Origin of the sequence: Pseudoalteromonas sp. XMcav2-N, assembly GCF_024124545.1 — a bacterium.
GTDB lineage: Bacteria > Pseudomonadota > Gammaproteobacteria > Enterobacterales > Alteromonadaceae > Pseudoalteromonas.
The window spans coordinates 1-19,279 of sequence record NZ_JAMXSF010000023.1; the positions used below are offsets into that span (position 1 = coordinate 1).

Here is a 19,279-nt window from a genome sequence, read left to right on the forward strand (position 1 = left end):
TCACCGCCGACTATTCAGATGCACAGGGCATGGCCAGTGCACTTTGTGAAGCGTCACTGAGCTCGGCGCAGACCCGGCAGCTGAGTGCGCTGGCTCAGCGTTGCCAGACAACCATGAATGTGTTGTTACAGGCTGCCTGGGGCTATGTCCTGTCGCGCTATGGAAATCAGGCCAATGTGGTGTTTGGTACCACAGTGTCAGGCCGGCCAGCACAGCTGCCCGGGGTGGAGCACATGGTGGGGCTGTTTATTAACACGGTGCCTGTCTGTATGTCGGTCCCGCAAGCCGGTGCGATAAGCAGCTGGCTGCAGCAGCTCCATGACACTCAGGCAGAGCGTGAGGAATATAGCCATATTGCTCTGTCGGAGATCCAAAAAGCGGCAGGTCTGTCAGGACAGGTGCTGTTCGACAGTCTGTTGGTGTTTGAAAACTATCCGGTTGATCAGACACTGGGTGAGCGCGCGGCGTCGGCGGCTTTAACGGTTGCGGAAATAGAGGATTACGAAGGCACAGACTACGGGATTTCGCTGCTGGTCGCACAGGCTGAGCAGCTGGAAGTGAAACTGGAATATCAGGCGGCGCGTTACAGCGAAGTAACCGCGGCACAGCTGCTCAGGCATTTTATGCAAGTGCTGACGGAGATGTCGGCAGATGCGCAGCAGGATATGGGCGCACTGGAGATGCTGTCCATTGAGGAATCGGCATATCAGCTGGACACACTGAGTCGCTCAGACGAGCGGCCTGTCGCGGCGCACAGTGTAGTGAGTCAGTTTGCGGCGCAAGTGGCGCAGACGCCAGAGGCCGTGGCGGTGATTTGTGGTGGTGAGCAACTGAGTTATGAGGCACTGGATACCCGGTCAAACCGCTTGGCACGCTATCTGCGAGCGGAGCAGGGGGTGGGTGCGGAGTCGCGGGTAGGGCTGTGCTGTCGTCGCGGTGTTGACATGATAGTCGGACTGCTGGGGATCCTGAAAGCGGGGGGCGGCTATGTGCCACTGGACCCGGGATACCCGGCAGAGCGGTTGCAGTATATGGTGCAAGACAGTGAGGCATGCTGCATAGTATCAGACGATGCGGGACAGGATGCGCTGGGTGAATTGGATATCACCCGGGTTACAGTGCAGAAGGTGGTACAGGACAGCAGTGTGTCTGATGCAGCAGTTACAGTGCCAATACAACCACACCAGCTGGCGTATGTGATTTATACCTCAGGCTCTACGGGGCAGCCTAAAGGCGTGATGATAGAGCATCAACAGCTGCTGAACCTTTGTACTTATTTAGCAAGCATGTTCTCTTCTGTAAGGGGGGCATGGGGCGGTATAGCTTCGTTGTCGTTCGATGCTTCATTGCAAAGTATTTGTCAGGTTTTTGTTGGTCGCCCCTTGGTTTTGATTGACGAAGATACTAAGCGTTCTGCAAGTAAATTATTGAAAGTTGTAGAGCTATGTGAAATTGCTATACTTGATTGTACCCCTTCTCTATTAGAGCACTGGCTACAAGACGTTTCTGAAGATGAGTTGCCTCACCTGATCATAGGTGGTGAACCAATATCGACGGCGTTGTGGCGACGTTTGAGTTGTCGATACGAACGAACTAAGTATGCAGCGTATAACGCCTACGGACCGACGGAATGTACTGTAGACACAACCATTGCTAAAATTGCAGGCGATGCCCCCTCTTTGGGACAGCCAATTGCTAACGTGGCCTGTTATGTGCTCAATGAGCAGATGCAGCTAATGCCTTATGGGTGTGTTGGTGAACTCTTTATTGGTGGTCAGGGAGTGGGCCGTGGTTATATTAATCAGCCCGAATTAACAGACCAACAATTTCTGCCAAACCCGTTTGCGCCAGGTGAACGTGTTTATCGGAGCGGAGACTTAGTGTGTTGGCACAAGTCAGGGGAGCTTGAATATATTGGCCGAAAAGACGAACAGATAAAAATTCGCGGGTATCGTATTGAGCCGGCAGAGGTTGAGTCTGCGGTCAATACTCTGGAGTATGTCAGTGCAAGCATTGTAGTTGTGCACAGGGATCAACATCATGAGGCCAGACTGATATGTTATGTTCAGTTTAAGGGCAGTGCCCCGGATACGCAGCAGATCCGGTCTGACCTTCAAACAAAATTACCTGTGCACCTGATCCCCGACTATTTTATGTCGGTAAGTCACTGGCCAATGACAGCGAATGGAAAAGTAGATAAACGGGCTCTGCCGGAAATAAAAATAGATGTTACAGAGCACTATACTCCTGCAATTTCAAAAACTGAGTCGCATTTGGTCCAGATCTGTGCCGAGCTGCTTAATCTGGCTCCGGAAAAGCTAAGTGTAACGGCAAGCTTTTTCGAGCTAGGCGGGCACTCTCTGGTTATCGTTCGGCTACTGCACCAAATAGAGCAGGAGCTGGGTATTGTACTGACAGTAAGGGATGTTTTTGATTTGCTGACCGTCAGGCAAATCGCTCAAGCAATTGATGAACGCCGGGTTCAGACTAGCTTCGCGGAGCGCGAGACCGTTGGGTCATTAGAACAAGAAGAAGTAGAAGAGTTCGAATGGTAATGGCAATAAAAGACAAATTAAAACAGTTTGCGGATCAGGGGATTCACTTCTATCTGGATGACGACAAGCTAAAGTCACGTGCACCGAAAGGTGCTATGACTCAGGACATAAAGACCTATGTAGGTCAAAACAAGGAGGCGATTATTTCATTCTTGATGGACAATCGCCAAGATTCACTGAACCCTTGCCTGCGCTCAGAGCGCGCGCAAGTGCCAATGTCATTTTCGCAGGAACGGCTTTGGTTCATCGACCAGCTGGAAGAGGGGAGTGTCCATTATCATATCCCCTTATTATTTGAATATCAGGGGACGCTGGATACAGAAGCAGTTGAACTGAGTATTCAACGCTTGGTGGATAGACATCAATCTTTACGAACGGTTTATGGTCAGAATGAGTCAGGAGGGTATCAGAGGGTTCTCAGGGAAGTGAAGCTGGAGCTGAAAGAGGAAAGCCTGATGCAGTGTGAAAGCCCGGTTGCAGAGCAGGCATTGATAAAAGAATTGGTCTCACAGCCATTCGATTTGACGGCAGATCTAATGATACGAGTACACCATATTTTAATCAGGCCCGATCAGGGGCTGCTGTTATTCGTATTGCATCATATCGCTTGTGATGGTTGGTCTGTGTCGATACTCGCGAACGAGTTTGTCACATTGTACAATGGTGTGGTTAAGGGGGAGGCGACTCAGTTACCACCACTGGCACTGAGCTATCAGGATTATGCCTGCTGGCAGCGCCATGATAGCAACGCCCCCAGCCGTTTTGATGCAGAAAAATATTGGTCTGATGCACTTTTTGGTGCACCACCGTTACATAACCTTCCACTGGACAAAGCTCGGCCAGCAGTGCAGCAGTTTACAGGGGGACGTTGTCAGGTGTTACTGGAGCCTGGCGTAACGGAAGATATCAGTAAGCTTGCACAGGTTAATAATGTCACCGTATTTATGGTGATGCATGCGGCCTTTAGCCTGTTACTGGCCAGATATGCCAATGAACAAGATATCGTCATAGGGACACCTGTGGCCAATCGGACTCACCCCGGTCTTGCGAATGTAGTTGGATATTTTGCTAACACGGTTGTGCTGCGAACCAAATTGGATATGGAGCTATCGTTTGAACGGTATCTCAGGCATGTAAAAGACGTCAACTTAGGGGCTCAAAGCCACCAGGATATGCCTTTTGAAAGTCTGCTGGACATGCAGCAGCCGATCAGAAGTTTAAGCTACTCGCCAATATTTCAAGTGATGTTTAGCTTAGATAATTACAGCGACGAGCTTCCCGAGCTATCTGGGTGTCATTTAAAGACACGTGACCTGTCAGACCTGCCGGTGAAATTCGACTTGGCTCTATCTGTGAATACGCGTTCTGATGGTAGTATGATGTTAGAGTTTGAGTATAACGGGCATCTGTTCGAGTCTGACTCAATCGAGCGAATGGCGGCCAACTTCCGTACTTTGCTGAACTCTATCGTGGCTTCACCATTGCAACCTTTGTACAGTTATTCGCTGATCTCTGAGCCTGAAGCGCGTCATATTGAGACGCAATTAACCGCATTAGAGCCTTTCCCTTCAGAGTGCACCTTAGTGGAATTGTTTGTGCGCCAGGCCGCAGCAACACCAGATCTAATTGCTATCGATTGTGCAGGTGAGCAACTGACTTATGCGCAGTTGGATACGTACTCGAATCAACTGGCAAACCGGCTGCTACGAGAAACTCACATTCAGCCTGATACGCTGATCGGACTCTCGCTTCCCAGAAGTTGCAATTTACTAGTTGGGATCATCGCCATCTTGAAATCAGGTGGTGCTTATGTACCTCTGGATCCTGAGTACCCTCAAGAGCGACTTGCATATATGATTGAAGATGCAAGAATTACTTGCATTGTTGGTGACCAGATTCAGCCACAATGGCTAGGCGCTCACATCAAATGGCTTGATATCAATATAGTGGCAAGCCAGAATAATAGTGATACCAATTTACCGGCAGTCTCGTTAAAGCCGAGTGACCTTGCTTATGTTATGTATACATCTGGCTCGACAGGCAGACCCAAAGGGGTGATGGTTGAGCATCGCCATATCAGTCTGAAACTCACCTCTGTGGCGACCACATTCGAATTCGAACCGCACGATATATTTGCTAACATCGCTTCATATGCATTTGATATTTCGCTAGTCGAATTGCTGCTTCCTGTGCTTCGAGGGGGGACGACTCGGTTATTGAGTGGTTTCTCTCTTGAAGCCTATGACCAGTTGATCGAACAGACCCGAGGTGTCACACACTTTCACGCAGTGCCTGCGATTATGGAAATGTGGTTGAGCAGAGTTATCGAATTGCGGCAACAAGACCCAAGACTATATCAGCAAATAAAAAGTCTGTTTGTTGGCGGGGATGCGGTTCCCAGAGATTTAGTCAAACGTTTAAACGAAGCGTTCCCATCCGCGTCAGTGTTTGAACTTTACGGGCCCACAGAAGGCACTATTATCTGTACTTACAGAAGTGCAAGCAGTAATGAGTTCGGGCGCGCTGAACATTGTATTGGCAAGCCATTCAAATATGACAGTGTTCGTCTGGTTGATGGGTATGGTCGACACGTACCGATCGGGGCTGTGGGTGAAATTGTTATAGGTGGTGGCTCTGTTGCAAGAGGGTACCTCAATCAACCTCAGTTGACTGCAGAAAAGTTCACTATCAGCTCTGAGCAGCCATCGGGGCGGGAGTATCGTACGGGCGACTTGGCAAAGTGGTTGCCTGATGGCAGTTTGGCTTTTCTGGGGCGCGCAGATAATCAGGTCAAAATACGTGGTGTGCGTATCGAGCTTGGAGAGATTGAATCTCACTGTCTTGAGCATCCTGCCGTGCATACAAGTGTGGCACTCGTTGCCGACGAGCACGGTCAACAGATCTGGGTTTACTGCGGGGTCGATGAGCAACAAGCTGCTGAAGACCTGCACGATCAATTGCGCCAGCGACTTGCAGATGCTCTGCCTGCACATATGCTACCTAGTCATATTCTACTGATGGATGCGTTGCCATTAAGTAGCAATGGAAAAATTCTTCGTCACGCCCTGCCGGCTCCACAGTTGAGAGTCGAGTATCAACCTCTCCAAGGCTCAGCAGAAAAGCTGGTCGCTCAGATATGGGCTAAGGAACTAAATTTGAATTGGCAGGAGTTGGGAGCAAAAGATGACTTTTTTAGCCTGGGCGGCAACTCTCTGTTGCTTATCCCCATAGCAGAGGCTTTTCGAAATGCCGGAGTTGAAGTGTCTATTCGTCAATTAATTGAGCATCAATCAGTGCGAAGCCTGGCGAGTGTGCTAACGCAGACATCGGAAAAAGGGAACGATTTATTAGTGCACCTCAATTCATTCAAGGGTGAAAACACGCTATATATGATTCACCCCGGGCTGGGAAGGGCGGATTATTACTCTGCAATGGCGCAGCATTGTAATGACACAAGGGTTGTTGGTATTAATCCACCTTATATTGAGAATATAGGCTTTTCATATCAACGCTTAGAGAAGCTTGCGAATTTTTATGCTGAACTAATTATTACAAACGATCCCAGCGGACGGATTATGTTGGGGGGCTACTCGTCGGGTGGGTTGATTGCTTATTTAGTCGCGCATCGTTTAAAGGAATTAGGTCGGCCTGTGTCTTACCTGTGTTTGCTGGACTCGGAAATATCAAAAACAGCGCAAACGGATGAGCGCCTGGTGATCCGTACCTTGCTAGAAAACATTGGGATTTATCTGCCTGAGCAATGGTTATCTAAAAGGACTTCCATGGCACGTTCTGACCTGATGTCAGAGCTGGTTGACTATATTTACAGCCAGCCTGGTTACCAGTCAGCCCTAAGAGGTATGCCTGCTGACATGTTTCTGAATGCGATGATATTCGAAATTGATTTTGTATTGTCCAGTGTGGCATTTGATACGTTACTGGATGACTGCCAGATACGTTACTTTTTAGCTCTGCACGACCACGCAAATCAATTAAAACTGGATGCACTGAAGCGCACTTGCGGTAGTCAGGTAAAGTTGACAAAACTGGATTGCTTCCACGATGGGATTCTGGAAGAAGGCCGAGAGGTACTTATTGCAAAGCAAATTGACCAGGATGTGCGTGCCCTTACCCCTTATTCAAACACAAAGCCTGATTGTCAGGTGGTGGTATAAATATGAAGTTGTTATTTGAGAAGTTCCCACTGATTTCCAGGCTACTTTTTTTGTTGGTGTTGCCACTGAGCGTTGTAGGTTGCTGTGCGTACTTTTTTTTGTCTCAGCAATATCTACCGTTTTCAGGACCCCTCAGGTCCGCTGAGTTAGACGCACAGGTAAATGTGCTTCGCGGGCCGAGGGCCATCGTCAAAATTAAAGCGAATAGCGAACTAGATAGCTATTATGCGCTTGGATTCCTGCATGCAAGAGACAGAGCATGGCAAATGGAAATGAACAGAAGGCTGGCTAATGGCACTCTGAGTGAAATATTAGGTGATAAGTTTCTGGGGGCTGATCGCCTGGCCAGAACTATCGGGCTGAGAGAAAATGCTAAGCGCATGTTGGCAGGGCTGAATCAACAAAATAGAGCAATCTTGGATAAATATGTCAAAGGCGTAAATGCGGGTATTGCTGACATGCCAATATTGCCACTTGAGTATTATATTGCAGGGTATGAGCCTGAGCCTTGGACTGCGCTTGACTCCCTTTCTACCATGCAATGGTTAACCTGGCATCTGGCAGGTAACTTCAGTAATGAAATGCAAAAAACACAGCTGATCCAGCTTTTGGGTAAAGATAAAGCGCTTGAACTGGCTGGTACTAACTACCACCGCCTGAAAGAAGCGCTCGAACAGCCTGGTCAGTTTGCTGACAACGAGCATTCATTGTTTGAGTTAGATTCCCAGCTGCGTAAATTACTTGCCGTAAAGACAGCAGTTGGTAGCAATAGCTGGGTGGTTTCAGGCAAGTACACACAATCAGGTGCCCCTTTACTCGCCAATGATCCTCATTTAGGGAACACCATTCCTTCGATGTGGTACCTCGCCAATATGGAAGGAGGAACACTTCAGGTGTCAGGTGCCACTATGCCCGGGTTACCTTTTGTTGTTATCGGTCATAACCGGCATATTGCCTGGGGTATAACGAACATGATGGCTGATACTCAGGATGTCATGCTACTCGATATCAATCCAGTAAACAGTAATCAGTACAAACTCGATGGTGTTTATCAGGAAATGTCCGTACGCAATGAAGAAATCAGGGTAAAACGTAGTTTTCTGCAAAGTGGCAGAAAAAGCGAAATGCTTGCTGTTCGCAGCACTATCTTTGGGCCTGTCATCAGTGATCTGGGCCAACAGCTTGACCAGTTTAGTTACAGCCTGCAATGGACGGGGGCAATGGAGAACGGCGCCTCATTTAATAGCTTTGTACGATTGAATAAAGCCCGTAACTGGGAGGAATTTGAACAGGCACTGAGCGGCTTGATTGCTCCAATATTGGCGATGACATATGCGGATACTCACGGTGATATTGGGCTAATTGCACCGGGACGATACCCGATACGAAAGCAGGGGAGTGGCGCTATTCCTCAGTCAGGTACGAATTCCGCACATCTGTGGTCATCATGGTTGCCATATTCAGAAGTACCCAAAATAAAAAACCCTCCCTCAGGTATCTTAGTGGCAGCAAATCATAATTTCTTGCCTGGCAACTATACCCATTATATTTCCTCTGATTGGGTGGCCGATCACCGAGCGAAAAGAATTCAACACCTGTTGCAGCAGAGAATTGCCAGTGGACAGCCGATAAACTCACAATACTTTGAGCAGATGCAAACCGATACCTTCAGCCCTGCTTGGTTCAACTTAAAAGACCAGATGCTGGCTATGCTCGCAAAACCTTTACTGGATCAACATCCCGAGCTGACTAAGTTTGATGGAAACGTGTCCGAACATGGTCAGGTTGCAGCATTATGGCTGAGCTGGATAGAGCACTTAAACCGCCTTGTTGTTGAAGACGACTTTCTTGATCGCTTCGGTATGCCTAAAAGGTCACTTTTATCAGGACTTGTTGAGCAACCTAATATTGAGATGTTGACAAATATTCTGTCAAAGTCAGATGAGCAATGGTGTGACTACGGTTACACAGACGAACGCGAATCCTGTCAAAATATGGTCAACGTGGCATTTCTTTCTGCAAAAGCGACCGTAGCGAGTCAGTCAGGGTTGTTTAAAAGTGTCAACTGGTCTGAACTACACAAAGCAACTTATGATCAAATTCCTTATGGTGAAGTTGTCGATAGAAACTCTCTGTGGCTTAAGTTACTTCCCATACTTTTTAACCGTTACGCAGAGCACAATGGGAGCTGGGACAGTATTGATGTATCAACTCCGGTAATCACCGACAGAGGGAATTACCGCTCTTTTTATGGCGCAAGTTACCGACACGTTGTTAATTTGACAGAATCAATTGAGATGCACTTCAGCAATATCACCGGCCAGTCAGGTAATGTACTTAGTCCACATTACGACGACATGATATCTACATCGGAATCTCCCGTTGGACTAGTTAAGGACGTAGGTTTTACATCAGCTCAAGAAAGTAGCGAGGAAGAGAGATAATGGAGCTTCGTAGTTTTGGCGATTTATTCTGGAAGGTCGCACCAAACAAATTCTTCTGGTCAGTTTTGATTGGCATTGTCTCAGGGCTTTTATACGCGGGTATTCTTCCGCTGCTGATGTATGCCGCGTCAATTGAAACCTTGAACGAATTGAACTTTCTTAGCAACAAGGACGGTTTTTTTGCAACAAATAATCCTAAGCTGGTGCTGTTCTTTTTCTCCTTTATCGTAGTCGTTATCGTTATTAAGGTTCTGTCTCGTGCCATGACTTTGGTCATTACCGAGAGCGCAGCGACTCAGTGCCGTATCAGCTTATATGAACGGGTGCAGCGTTTGTCAATTGTTGAACTTGAACGCATTGGTCAGGCCAGAATTATCAACCTGTTAACTCTGGATGTGCAAAACATAACGATGGCCGCAGTCAGCCTGCCACAGATCTGGATTAGCTTGTTTACCATACTGGGCACTTTTTTGTATTTGTTCAGTATTGATCAGTATGCATTTTATATGGTGAGTGTGTTCCTGGCGTTGGGGGGAGTGTGTTTTTATATCCCGATGTTGTTTGTCAGTAAAATGTTTGAAAAGTCGCGTATTCAACATGACACAGTTCAAGAGGGGTTAAGAGGACTGGTATTTGGTGCCAAAGAGTTGAAGCTTAATGCAGCAAAAAAGTCAGCTTTCTTCTCCCAGGAGCTTGAAAAGCCAGAGTTTCAGATCCGCAGACAGGAGGTTATGGCGAATACACTGATTATATTTGTTCAGGAGTTTATGACCCTATACTCGTTTGTGGCAATTGGGTTTATTACCTTCTTCTTACCTAATCTGGTTAACCTGACTCAGACCAATATTTTTGCTGTGATAATAACGCTGATGTATGTGACGGGCCCACTAAGTGTCTTGCTGGGCATGGTTAATAACATCAATAAAGGAAAAGTCTCTTTGAACCGTTTGCAAGAGTTCTACAGCTTGTTGAACGAAGAAAAAGTGACTTCGGATACTGTTCAATTTACGCCATTAGATGAGATAGGTATCAAAGGTCTGAACTATCAGTATTCAAACTCGAACACTGAGTTTGCTCTGCAAGATATTAACCTGACTTTCAAAAAAGGCGAGATAACTATGATTGTCGGTGGAAACGGGTCCGGTAAGTCGACGCTATCAAAATGTATCACGTTGCACTATCTGGCAGGTGAGGGCATGGTCACTTTCGACAACTTGTGTGTGAAAGAGTATGGCGTACAGAACGCTCGGGAGCATATTTCAGCAATCTACTCGGATTATCACCTGTTTCAAAACCTGTATGGAATCGATGAAGACAATGTCACATCTGAAGATATCGAACGGTATCTGACATATCTTGAGTTAGAGCATTGTGTTGAGGTAGAGGGGGGTAAACTCAGCAACATCAAGCTATCAGATGGTCAGCGTCGCAGGGTGGCATTGTTGACCCTGCTGCTCGAAAACCGCCGTGTATGTTTGTTTGATGAGTGGGCAGCTGATCAGGACCCCAGGTTCAAAGATATTTTCTATCGGAGGATCCTACCGGATTTAAAAGCTAAGAATAAAATTGTCATCGTTATTTCCCATGACGATAGATATTTTGACTGCGCCGACAAAGTTGTCGAGATGGAAATGGGCAAAGTCAAAGGGGTATTTGTGCCAAAAGAGTGTGCGGATACAAGCTACAAACCTGGCGCATGCCTAGTCTAAAAAGATTGGAGTTTCTAATGATGGACTCGTTAGCGGAGTTGTCTTACTCAAGCACTGAGCAGGACTCAGCAATAAAAAAATACCAAGAATCCTATACTGAGCCTACTGATATAAGGGAAGAGGTGATCCGCTTGTTTCATGACCAAATGGGGGAAACGAGCTATGCCCTGTATGGACTTGAAAAGGCATTGCAGGGAGACTTGAATGCATTTTTGAATACGCAAATTCGAGCAGACAAAACAATGTCTGAGATCGAGCTGGAACACTTGGATTTTGATATTCCAGTGATGCCAAGAAATAGCACAGAGCATGCAGATGAAATAGTGAGTAAGTTGGTTGCCAATAGTGTCAATACTTCTTCTCCTTTATTTATAGGGCATATGACGTCAGCTTTGCCTCGGTTTAGTCTTAGCCTTGCCAAGTTGAATGCATTACTTAACCAAAATGTTGTTAAAGTTGAGACATCCAGAGGATTTACTTCCCTGGAGCGTCAGGTGCTTGGCATGATCCACAAATTGGTGTACCAGCAGGAGGATTGCTTTTACAAACAAACCTTACACGATCCTAAGCTTTCGTTAGGGAGCTTTTGTTCGGGCGGAACACTGGGCAATCTCACGGCACTTTGGGTTGCCAGAAACCAGCTACTGGGCGCATGCTCAAGTGCTATCAGGGATATTGGCCTACCGGCCGCTTTGCAGCGCGCAAACATTTCCGGTTTGAATGTGATCAGCTCTCGATGTGGCCACTATTCTCTGAAAAAGGCCGCCGATATTCTAGGGGTTGGTCGTCAGAACTTGCTTAAAGCAACGGGGCCTTGTGGACGCACAGACCCTGATACCGTGTTTAAGATTGCTACGGAGCGAATGCGTGCCGGAGAGAAAACACTGGCTATTATCGGGATTGCTGGTTTTACAGAAAATGGCATGGTAGACCCACTGGATGAGTTGGCAGAGGTGGCTTCAGAAATTGGTTGTCATTTTCACGTTGATGCAGCCTGGGGCGGAGCTACTTTGTTCTCGAAGCAGCACCGTCATTTGTTCAATGGCATTGAACGAGCAGATTCAGTGACCATCGATGCCCACAAGCAAATGTATGTGCCTATGGGAGTGGGGGTCGTATTGTTCAAAAATGAAATGTCTAGCAATGTGATACGACAAAATGCCAGATACATATTGCGCGATGGTTCTCGTGATATAGGTGCAACAACGGTTGAAGGGTCGCGAGCGAATATGGCCTTGCAAGTCTATAGCATTTTCCAGTTAATGGGTTCCAGGGGCATTGCATGGCTAGTAGATAACAGCATTGAAATGGCTAAACGGTTCTCAAGAATGATTGGTGATAGAGCGGATTTTGAAGTGGTTACCCAGCCTACGCTTTGCATTCTGACTTATCGAGTGATCCCGCAATCGATTCAAAGGTTATTGGCTGATAGTACCTTGTGTGTCGATAAACGAGCCGCCATTGAGAGCAGGTTGGACGATTTGGTTCACTTTGTTCAACGAACACAAAGGGAGAATGGCCGTTCATTTGTGTCACGCACAAGAATACAGAAGCATGAAGGTGAGCAGGGCTCTGTGGCCGTTTTCAGAGTGGTATTAGCAAACCCGTTAACGGAAGAGGAACATTTGCACTCTATATTAGATGAACAGTTACAAATTGCGAAGTCCTCAACGCTGTGGCAAAACCTGCTGATGTTGGAGTTTGACTAGTCAGGAATACCGAATTTTTAATTCCAGGCTTGTGTGACACGGACTTAGGTCAATGGCACACAGGGTTGAGATACTGAAACCGTGGGCCTTGTTGCACTTGAGCACCTAGTAAATTTTTGCCGGTTTTGCGGTGTAAAACGTAATGATATGGAAAATATTGGAGAGAATATGTGGATTAGCAAGTTAAATATGGGGATAGCCTTATTGTTATTTTCATCGCTGGGGTGGACCGCCTCCGTTGAGATAAGCCCTGCTATCGCCTCTGCACTGGCACACACTGAACGTCCTGAAAAGGATAAAATCAGAGATCATGGCGCAAAAACAGCAGAGGTGTTGAGCTTTTTTAAAGTTGAGCCTGGTATGGCTGTGATGGATATCATGTCATCGGGTGGCTATACAACAGAGGCTTTGTCTTGGGTGGTTGGTGAAAAAGGCACAGTCATATCACATAACGACAATATGTCTTCTAATAATACCGAAGACGAATATGCCAGCCGGTTTGGTAACTACGACCGTCTACTTAATGTCTCTCCCGTTTATGGTTACCTTAATGATTTGGAAATGGGCAAAGTACCATTAGACCGTATTGTAATGATCAATGTATTTCACAATATGTTTCTTGGTGAGTACTCCGCTTTTGCTGAACTGTACGGTAAAACTGATGTGCCTCGCGTGTTGAAAAAATTCCACAGCAGTTTAAAGCCAGGCGGATTACTCGGAGTTGTTGACTACCATACATTTGAACAAGACACCTTGTCATCAACATATATTCTGCAAAGGCTGCCAAAACGCCTTGCCATTGAATACATAGAGCAAGCTGGTTTCGAGTTAGTGGGGACGCTGACATCACTGGAAAGTACGAAAGATGATATGTCTAAACCAATCTACAAAATTGAAGAGCAGCATTTAAATCGATATGGCTTGTTGTTTAAAAAATCAAGCCGTGATGCACAAGGACATGCCGGGAGCCCCAAATAACACGGTCAAACATAGGCTCAGTTTGATTGAACTAAGTAATTTAAAATCAACTCGTAGCGTGGATTTTCCTGTCAACTGATTAAAGGTGATGAAGGGCTGTTTCCCGTATAGGTTTACTATGTATAAGAAAAAAATAGGTGTGGTCGTTGCTGGAGTAGGCAATGTGGGAGAGGTTTTTTTAGCGCAATTCCCCGCCCAAATTAAGAAACTATCTAAGTTTGCTGAAGTATCTCTCATTGGCGCAATGAACTCCAGAGGTGTTTACTACTCATTTTCAGGTATCGACCCTAAATGTGTCATTGAAGAACTTGTGAATGACACAGATAGTCAATGTGCACATACTTTCAGGCGAAAACTGACAAATTCGGGGTTTGATGAATGTGTTTTGATTGATATCACCGATAGTCATGATTTTTCTGCGCAGTACGTGCAATGGCTAAATGCAGGGAGCCATATCATTTCTGCAAACAAAAACACGGGTGCCGGAAAACTCGATTTCTATAATGAAGTGAAGGAAACCGCCAAAGAGAGGGAATTATGGTGGCATTGCAATGCGACGGTTGGTGCTGGTTTGCCCATTCAATATGCGATTAATAACTTAGTGAATTCTGGTGATGAAATAATGGCATTGAATGGTGTTTTATCGGGTACGCTGTCATGGCTTTGTGGCCATTTTGATGGCTCAAAACCCTTTTCAGATTTGCTTTTTGAGGCGAAAGAGCAGGGGATCACAGAGCCCGACCCGAGAGATGACTTGTCAGGTCTGGATGTCCAGCGCAAACTGTTGATCCTTGCGAGAGAGCTTGGTTTACCACTGGAACTGAATGATGTAGCTTTGACACCCTTATTGCCTGAGTGTTTGTTAAGTATGCCGTGGCACGATTTCATTGACAACCTTCAGGTGCTGAATAGCCATATGGACCATTTACTAATACAGGCGCAGAGGAATAATCAGGTTTTATGTTTTGGTGCATCTTTAGAGCTGGATGGAAATGGACATTGTAAAGCGCAGGTTGGTCCTCAGTTTGTAGACGCAGGCCATCCTTTTAGTACAGTACGTCCTGGTGATAATATAATCATGGTACATTCTAAGTGGTATTCTGACAGCCCCTTGGTGATCCAGGGACCAGGGGCTGGTCGATTGGTGACGGCAGGCGCGCTGCACTCTGATTTATACGAGCTATGTCAACGCGTTGCCTAAACTAAATTGAGTGCGGCCGTGTAATTACACACGGTCCGCTGTGCTTATCTCCAAACCGGAAAGTCACACAGCGACTTGGTGATATACCTGCTTACTGACTTTCCTTGTTTAGCTGTTCAATGATGGATTTTAGAACGGCATTGACAGCTTCCGTGTTTTCCCAATCAATCTCTTCCCAGTCAATATCTAAGTCGCTTTCCATTACATTCATTGACAGAAATTTTTTGAATATGTGTGGTGAGTTAAAGGTCGCCAGTTTGTAATTATAGTGCGGTTTGACTGGCTTCTTGACTGGGGTGTTTCTGTTATTCAGCTTGTCACTGATCCGCTGATTGATGTCTTGTTTGTGTACAGCATTTAGCTGCTTAACCTGAAGCTCTTCCTTATACTGCGACTCGATTTGTAACACGACATTCTTAACTTGCCTTAAAGAAAGGGTACATCCGTCACTGTATGCCTGAGATACTGCTGGGTAGCGGACAAGTACGTTATAATTGTCAAATGCCCCCGCAGAAATACCCAGAATATTGCGCATTTCTTTAATGGTGAGCGCTTTTTTGCCTAATCGCTTTCTCGATGTGTTCAAAATCTGGATTTCATGCATAGCATCCTGAAATGCCTGCAGTTTGCCATACTGAGGTAGATCTTCACGACTGGCATTTTCCTGAAATTGTTGAGTTTTCGGGAGAACAGGTTTAGATAAGTAAACCTTGAAATGCGCTGCACTATCGACACCCTTTGCGTAGATCAAAGCGAAAAAGCGCCTGTGACCTGTCAAAAGCTGGTAGGTGCCGTCTTCAAGTGGAAAAATGGTTGGCGCCTGAATGATTTCCGACATCACGGCGTTTTCCCCTAATTCCAATATTGACTCTATGCTCTTGTTTGCCTTGTGCCATTCCTTCGAACCATATTGATAGCAATTCACAATGCAAGACTTGCCTATAAGCACTTTGTTGTTTGCTTCATATAAATTGACAAGCTGTTGCTTTGTAATATTTTTAGATATCAGCTGCGACGCATGAAGATCCGAAATGACGATTGCAGGGAAAAAGCGCGGGTTAGTGCTATCGGGTACAATACTATTTAAAAATATAGACTTATATTCATAAGGCTGCTCTGACAAAAAGTGCTCCGATTGTGTCGCATTTAGCTTATTTATTAACTCTTGTTCTAGAGTTAGATTGTTCAAAATTCCACCTTTTCTGAATATAAAACGTACCTTCAATCATTTTATATGAAAATGATTTAGCTGTGAATGTTGATCGCGAAACTGTTCACTTTCAAGGAGGCATGTGTTAGCCAGCTGCAAGTTAGAGATAGTGTAAGATTGGTTAGATTTATTAAACAATAAGTCGCTAGCAAAGTTAAATTTCTTAATGAAATATTTCATGCATACGTATTCATTTTGTTTGTCTAACATGTGGCTTTAAATTTTATTAATATATAACAATGGCTTATTTGTTTTGTGTGAGCTGGTTGAAAATTAACATATGTTTTCATTGTTACGAATTTGTTGACAATTGAGCTGTGTTGCGGCCAAATATTTTCAGTTGAGGAGAAGGAGCGTCTCTGAGAGTAAATCTTTTAGCACGACTGCGAGTGAGCTGGTTTTTGTTTGTGCACTTAATCGGTACAAGGAACGTTTAAGTGCCCAGCAATTCCTGTGTCGCTGTGTAAGTTATGAAAAGTTGAAGCGAAAATGGATATACCCCATCAAATATGTTGAGGTATATCACTTAGTTCAGTGAAGATCCGGGGTTGTAGGGTTGTTTATATTTTTTATCTTTTCCAATAGCTCATCTTCACATGTTAAAAAAGTTTTTAGCACGGCTTGCGGGTTAATATGAATGCCATTAGCGCCTGCTTCTTTGCCTTCGGCATAAGCTTTTAGAAATATGTCTTCAACAATTTCGTATAGATTTTCAAGATCAAGGTGTTCCATAAATTCAACCTCAGCGTATACGTTTATAAGAGAATGTAGTGGGATATCCATAAAAATCGCATTTAAATTGCAGAGAGTGTTGTGTAATCGTTGGGCATAAAATATGTATATTTTAATAGCCCAATGAATAACAGAACTCAGCCTTATGCTTTGGAGATAGTCGTATCTCACTCACATTACAGCAGTCGTCTCTACAGTCTGTTCGCTAGACTCTGAAAATGTTTTTATAGTTAGGTCACTCCTTTTTGTACAAAAACACGGCTTTTAATCGTGTTGCTTAGGACCTGATTATTATTATTTTCATTTTCTCAGTGCTTCCATGACACTTGTTGCCTGAGAAGATACTAAGTTTGATTGCGTAATGCCTTATATGACGATTATAAAATTATTATAAAAATTATTATAGGTGTAAGTATATGATATATAGGGATATATCGCACTTCGAGGATGAGGTGCTGATTGATGGGGTGGTGCTCTATTCTATCAAACATGCTCGATTATCATCTCTGAAAGACAGACAACAGTTCATCTCTTTAGACAATCTAGAGTCAACTGTTCTCAAACAACTGGTGGCATCACCAGATGAGTTGATCACTTATGAAGAGTTCTTTGCGCATTGGCGTAGCCCGGATGTTATCGACAGCGCACTGACTCGCGTGATTTCACTTTTGAGGAAAAAGTTGAGAGAAGCTGGGCTGGCTTCTAATGCAATTAAAAATACACCGAAAAAAGGGTATACCTTTACGGCAAAAGTAATGTACGGACAAAAGCCCAAGACACCAGGAGACAAACCCCCTATTCAATTTGAACAGAGAAAAATAAGTTGGCCGAGTGTATTTATCGCGTTTTTGGTTTGTTTATTGTTTACCGGTTTGTACTTGGTCTTTTGGAGTTTCGAAAACCTTCCTCCTGAGCGAACTGCTATGCCCCCCAGTGCATACTCATATCGACATCTTGAGCCTTTAAATGGTGAAAAGCGCAAGTTAGATTTCGCCCTAAATCATGAAACAGGGGTCTATGCTTTTGCATTGCGTAATGGATCAGATAATAGGTGGCGCGTAGATATTTCAGATTTAAAAGACGGACACCTGTTGTCCATATCAATACCAGGTAGCCATGTTCGAAACCCTGCTTGGATTAGTGCATCAGAACTTGTTATGCGTATATACAATAACCAAGAATGTTCAATTGTTTTAGCCAGAATTATGGATGGTGAATACTCACTAGATAAGCTTTTTTCATGCAATGCAGGATCGTACTTCTCAGCGAATGCTTATTGGCAAAACAGGCAGATTTTGTTTTCTGATGCTGACCTCAATGGTATTAAATCAAATGTATATATTGGCGATATAGACTCAGGACAAACACATCGACTGCAAACTGCGCAAGAAAGAGGGAGCGGTGTTTATTCGATTGTGACATTTCCTGGAGCAAGTATGGTTGCACTGCTATCGAGTGATTTAATCGGTACATACAGAATCACTCTGGTGGATGCAGAACATGAGTGGCGAGAGATATGGTCAAAAGAGCTAACGAGATACAATGAATCTGTGGCTTGGGACGGAAAACATCTATCTTATGTATCTGATGGTGGCGCAATTGTCACTCTGACTTTCGACGGCAAGACATTGCTTCATGAATCTTCCGTATTGAGCTTTGATCCAATTAATAATGTCCATACAGGTATGGGTTATATCGGTTTTACCGCGGAGGAGGTTGCCAAAACACATTTTTCGCTTGTCGATTTACATAGTGAGAATGTGTACTGGGGAAATCGTGTTTTTTCTAAAATGGCACATTCGCATAAGCCGACTTTTATCAATGATTCTTACCTTGCCTATATGTCAGACATTGCTGGCGTTTCTGGGGTGTGGTTATACAGCCTTGATGATAACAGAGAGACTCAAATAAGCATTCCAGAAAAAATTGACAGGATATCTGATTTTGCTTTGGACTCTGCCTTAAAATATATTGCAATTGAAAGCCGCAATGGGATTACTGTATACCGCCTGACGGATAAATTCATATTAGGAGAAGAGATCACACATCTAACCGGGATACGACCTGTTTTTTCCGAGCAAGGGCATATGATTTTCACTCAGTTTGTTGATGGGAACCCTGACTTATATGAGTTTGATATTACAAAGAAGCAAGTCACACGCCTTACTCAAAACGGTGCATATACAGCCAAAGTCGCTGCTGGGAAATTGTATTACTCGAGATTATTTGTATCGGGTATTTGGGTGTATGATAAAGAAAAGCCGGACCAGAAAGTCGCGGATCTACCCCCAAGGTCATCTAGCTGGAACGTTTATAATAATACGATTGTTTATAAGGACGACTCTGAAACTTATTTTCAGTTTGAGCTGGATTCGGGAAGACGTCAAAACTTTAAATCTGAGGTATGTCCTGCCCCTGAAGCGTTTTATAAAAATAAGTGTTTGTCTTCCTACACTTCGCCTTCAAGAAGTCGTGTGTTGTCGATGCATCTACTGACTAGCAGTAGCATGGCTGAGTGATTTCTGAACGAATAAGGGTTAGCAAGGAACAATCTGTAATACAGGAA

General features: G+C 44.8%; 10 protein-coding genes. 8 read left to right on the forward strand and 2 right to left on the reverse strand.

Going from position 1 to position 19,279, the window contains the following annotated elements:
- The 7 genes from NH568_RS21740 to NH568_RS21770 form a co-directional block, all read left to right on the forward strand.
- Positions 1-2,555, forward strand: a 2,555-nt coding sequence (locus NH568_RS21740) for an amino acid adenylation domain-containing protein (RefSeq protein WP_253110153.1), incomplete at its 5' end; no start/stop codon positions are given.
- Positions 2,549-6,730 (forward strand): amino acid adenylation domain-containing protein, encoded by a 4,182-nt coding sequence (locus NH568_RS21745; protein WP_253110155.1) that lies wholly within the window; start codon positions 2,549-2,551, stop codon positions 6,728-6,730. The genes NH568_RS21740 and NH568_RS21745, both read left to right, overlap by 7 nt.
- Before the next feature lie 2 nt (positions 6,731-6,732).
- Positions 6,733-9,174, forward strand: a complete 2,442-nt coding sequence (locus tag NH568_RS21750) for a penicillin acylase family protein (RefSeq protein ID WP_253110157.1) — start codon at positions 6,733-6,735, stop codon at positions 9,172-9,174.
- Positions 9,174-10,883 (forward strand): cyclic peptide export ABC transporter, encoded by a 1,710-nt coding sequence (locus NH568_RS21755; protein ID WP_253110158.1) that lies wholly within the window; start codon positions 9,174-9,176, stop codon positions 10,881-10,883. The genes NH568_RS21750 and NH568_RS21755 overlap by 1 nt, the downstream gene beginning before the upstream one ends.
- Positions 10,884-10,900: 17 nt before the next feature.
- Entirely contained in the window at positions 10,901-12,592 is a 1,692-nt protein-coding gene (panP, locus tag NH568_RS21760) for a pyridoxal-dependent aspartate 1-decarboxylase PanP (RefSeq protein ID WP_253110161.1), read from the forward strand.
- A 168-nt stretch (positions 12,593-12,760) separates the two neighbouring features.
- Positions 12,761-13,570, forward strand: coding sequence for a hypothetical protein (locus tag NH568_RS21765; protein ID WP_253110164.1), 810 nt, complete (start codon positions 12,761-12,763; stop codon positions 13,568-13,570).
- A gap of 118 nt (positions 13,571-13,688) precedes the next feature.
- A complete protein-coding gene (locus NH568_RS21770; protein WP_253110166.1) occupies positions 13,689-14,771 on the forward strand; it encodes a hypothetical protein in 1,083 nt (360 codons plus the stop codon).
- A gap of 91 nt (positions 14,772-14,862) precedes the next feature.
- Here NH568_RS21770 and NH568_RS21775 read toward each other — a convergent pair whose 3' ends face one another.
- Both NH568_RS21775 and NH568_RS21780 read right to left on the reverse strand, forming a co-directional pair.
- Positions 14,863-15,960, reverse strand: coding sequence for a hypothetical protein (locus NH568_RS21775; RefSeq protein ID WP_253110168.1), 1,098 nt, complete (start codon positions 15,958-15,960; stop codon positions 14,863-14,865).
- A gap of 552 nt (positions 15,961-16,512) precedes the next feature.
- The gene (locus tag NH568_RS21780) at positions 16,513-16,764 is read right to left on the reverse strand and encodes a hypothetical protein (protein ID WP_253110170.1); all 252 of its coding nucleotides are present in this window, start codon (positions 16,762-16,764) and stop codon (positions 16,513-16,515) included.
- 365 nt (positions 16,765-17,129) lie between these two features.
- Here NH568_RS21780 and NH568_RS21785 point away from each other — a divergent pair, with 365 nt between their 5' ends.
- Positions 17,130-19,232, forward strand: a complete 2,103-nt coding sequence (locus tag NH568_RS21785) for a winged helix-turn-helix domain-containing protein (protein WP_253110172.1) — start codon at positions 17,130-17,132, stop codon at positions 19,230-19,232.
- Positions 19,233-19,279: the final 47 nt, after the last annotated feature.

What these genes read in the sequence shown, in the direction of transcription:
- NH568_RS21745 (WP_253110155.1), top strand. Translation starts at nt 2,549, where the DNA reads ATGGTAATGGCAATAAAAGACAAATTAAAACAGTTTGCGGATCAGGGG.
- NH568_RS21750 (WP_253110157.1), top strand. Translation starts at nt 6,733, where the DNA reads ATGAAGTTGTTATTTGAGAAGTTCCCACTGATTTCCAGGCTACTTTTT.
- NH568_RS21755 (WP_253110158.1), top strand. Translation starts at nt 9,174, where the DNA reads ATGGAGCTTCGTAGTTTTGGCGATTTATTCTGGAAGGTCGCACCAAAC.
- panP (WP_253110161.1), top strand. Translation starts at nt 10,901, where the DNA reads ATGATGGACTCGTTAGCGGAGTTGTCTTACTCAAGCACTGAGCAGGAC.
- NH568_RS21765 (WP_253110164.1), top strand. Translation starts at nt 12,761, where the DNA reads ATGTGGATTAGCAAGTTAAATATGGGGATAGCCTTATTGTTATTTTCA.
- NH568_RS21770 (WP_253110166.1), top strand. Translation starts at nt 13,689, where the DNA reads ATGTATAAGAAAAAAATAGGTGTGGTCGTTGCTGGAGTAGGCAATGTG.
- NH568_RS21780 (WP_253110170.1), bottom strand. Translation starts at nt 16,764, where the DNA reads ATGGATATCCCACTACATTCTCTTATAAACGTATACGCTGAGGTTGAA.
- NH568_RS21785 (WP_253110172.1), top strand. Translation starts at nt 17,130, where the DNA reads ATGATATATAGGGATATATCGCACTTCGAGGATGAGGTGCTGATTGAT.